This is a genomic window from Prevotella pectinovora, assembly GCF_000834015.1.
GTDB lineage: Bacteria > Bacteroidota > Bacteroidia > Bacteroidales > Bacteroidaceae > Prevotella > Prevotella pectinovora.
The window spans coordinates 1-3,020 of record NZ_JXQI01000006.1 but is presented as its reverse complement, the minus strand read 5'-3'; the positions used below and the strand labels follow the sequence as shown (position 1 = coordinate 3,020).

The 3,020-nt window shown below is 54.9% G+C and carries 2 rRNA genes; both read left to right on the top strand.

Annotated features, from left to right (window positions below):
* Nucleotides 1-2,819, top strand: a 23S ribosomal RNA gene (locus ST42_RS00485); the annotation flags it as partial.
* 78 nt (nucleotides 2,820-2,897) lie between these two features.
* A 5S ribosomal RNA gene (gene rrf, locus ST42_RS00480) occupies nucleotides 2,898-3,010 on the top strand.
* Nucleotides 3,011-3,020 lie beyond the last annotated feature (10 nt).

The window sequence follows — 3,020 nt, the reverse complement described above, 5'->3', positions numbered from 1 at the left end:
TGGGGAGGTGCAAATGACCTTTGATCCAGGGATTTCCGAATGGGACAACCCGGCAGTCTGAAGGACTGTCATCCGGACAAAAGTCCGGAGGCGAACGGAGGGAACTGAAACATCTTAGTACCTCCAGGAAGAGAAAATAAACAATGATTCCCCCAGTAGTGGCGAGCGACCGGGGAAGAGCCCAAACCGGTGTTGTCAAGGCAACGCCGGGGTTGTAGGACCGCGCTGTGGTACTTTTATCGTGAACAGAATGGACTGGAAAGTCCGGCCGTAGAGGGTGAAAGCCCCGTACGTGAAGCGAGCGAAGGCCTAGCGGTATCCTGAGTAAGGCGGGACACGAGGAATCCTGCCCGAATCCGCCGGGACCATCCGGCAAGGCTAAATACTCCCGTGAGACCGATAGTGTACCAGTACCGTGAGGGAAAGGTGAAAAGCACTTCGACGAGAAGAGTGAAAGAGATCCTGAAACCATGCGCCTACAAGCGGTCGGAGCATCCATGAGATGTGACGGCGTGCCTTTTGCATAATGAACCTACGAGTTGCCGTCGCCAGCGAGGTTAAGTCCCATGAGGGACGAAGCCGTAGTGGAAGCGAGCCTGAAGAGGGCGTCAAGTTGGCGGAGGCAGACGCGAAACCAAGTGATCTACACTTGTCCAGGTTGAAGTCCCGGTAACACGGGATGGAGGACCGCACCAATAAGCGTTGAAAAGCTTCTGGATGAGGTGAGTGTAGGAGTGAAAGGCCAATCAAACTTGGAGATAGCTCGTACTCCCCGAAAGGCATTTAGGTGCCGCGTGGGAAGGTCAGCGTGAGAGGTAGAGCGACCGATAGGTCAAGAGGGCTTCACCGCCTATCGAGACCTGACGAACTCCGAATGCTCACGCTTAGTATTCCTGCAGTAAGGGGGCGGGTGCTAAGGTCCGTCCCCGAGAGGAGAAGAATCCGGACCGCCGTCTAAGGTCCCGAAGTTCTGTCTGAGTTAGTCTAACGAAGTGTGGTCCCTGAGACAGCCAGGATGTTGGCTTGGAAGCAGCCATTCATTCAAAGAGTGCGTAACAGCTCACTGGTCGAGGGTCCGTGCATGGATAATAATCGGGTATAAGACAGGCACCGAAGGCGCGGGATAGCAAATAATAAAAGTATCGGTAGGGGAGCATTCCATCGGCGTAGAATGCAGTAGGTGACTACTGCTGGAGCCTATGGAAAAGCAAATGTAGGTATAAGTAACGATTAGGAGGGCGAGAACCCCTCCCGCCGAACGACTAAGGTTTCCCAGGCAATGCCATTCATCCTGGGGTCAGTCGGGTCCTAAGGCTAAGCCGAGCGGCGAGGCCGATGGCAGACACGGTCAACATTCCGTGACTACCGCCATCAGTGATGTCCAGACGGAGCAGTGACACCTCCGCGCCCTGACGGAATAGGGCGTTGAAGGGCGTAGGCTATGAGAATGCCAGGCAAATCCGGCGTTTGAGCTGAAACCCGAAAGTACGGGGTCCCCTTCGGGGGAACCTGAGAGCGAGGGTAATCATACTCCCGAGAAAATGGGCTAAACTCATGTTGGCGGTACCCGTACCGCAAACCGACACAGGTAGTTGGGTAGAACATACTAAGGCGTTGAGAGATTCATGGCTAAGGAACTAGGCAAACTGACCCCGTAACTTCGGGATAAGGGGTCCTCACCTCCGGGTGAGGCGCAGAGAATAGGTCCAGGCAACTGTTTAACAAAAACACAGGGCTGTGCGAACTCGAAAGATGAAGTATACAGCCTGACACCTGCCCGGTGCCGGAAGGTTAAGAGGAGATGTCACCGCAAGGGAAGCATTGAATTGAAGCCCCGGTAAACGGCGGCCGTAACTATAACGGTCCTAAGGTAGCGAAATTCCTTGTCGGGTAAGTTCCGACCTGCACGAATGGTGTAATGATCCGGACGCTGTCTCGGCCATGAGCTCAGTGAAATTGTAGTATCGGTGAAGATGCCGATTACCCGCGATGGGACGAAAAGACCCCGTGAACCTTTACTACAGCTTAGCATTGACCTTGGTCATCCGATGTGTAGGATAGGCCGGAGGCTTCGAAGCGGCGTCGCCAGGCGTTGTGGAGCCATCCTTGAAATACGGCCCTTTGGCTGTCTGAGGTCTAACGCGGATAGTCGCGGACACTGCTTGGTGGGTAGTTTGACTGGGGTGGTCGCCTCCAAAAGCGTAACGGAGGCTTCCAAAGGTGCCCTCGGGCCGTTTGGTAAGCGGCCTTCAAGAGTGCAATGGCAAAAGGGCGCTTGACTGGGAGGGAGACATCCCGAGCAGGCAGGAAACTGGGGCATAGTGATCCGGCGGATGTGTATGGAAACTCCGTCGCTCAAAGGATAAAAGGTACTCCGGGGATAACAGGCTGATCCCCCCCAAGAGCTCATATCGACGGGGTGGTTTGGCACCTCGATGTCGGCTCGTCACATCCTGGGGCTGGAGAAGGTCCCAAGGGTTGGGCTGTTCGCCCATTAAAGTGGCACGCGAGCTGGGTTCAGAACGTCGTGAGACAGTTCGGTCTCTATCTATCGTGGGCGCAGGAGTTTTGAGTGGTGCTGTCACTAGTACGAGAGGACCGTGACGGACAGACCTCCGGTGTACCGGTTGTGCCGCCAGGCGCACCGCCGGGTATCCGCGTCTGGATCGGATAAGCGCTGAAAGCATCTAAGTGCGAAGCTTTCCACGAGATTAGAACTCCATTGAGGGTCGTCGCAGACGACGACGTTGATAGGGCGCAGGTGTAAAGACGGCGACGTCAAAGCCGAGCGCTACTAATTGCCCGAGAGCTTTCGCTTTCAGGCACACACTTTCAGTTGTATTGCAACTGTCAATTCTACAGGACAAGATGTCTGTAACGTTCGCATGTCCCCCATATCAGGTGGCGACAGCGGCGGGGTTCCACCTCTTCCCATTCCGAACAGAGAAGTTAAGCCCGCTTGCGCCGATGGTACTGCAATGCAATGTGGGAGAGTAGGTAACCGCCTTTTTTCACTTTAA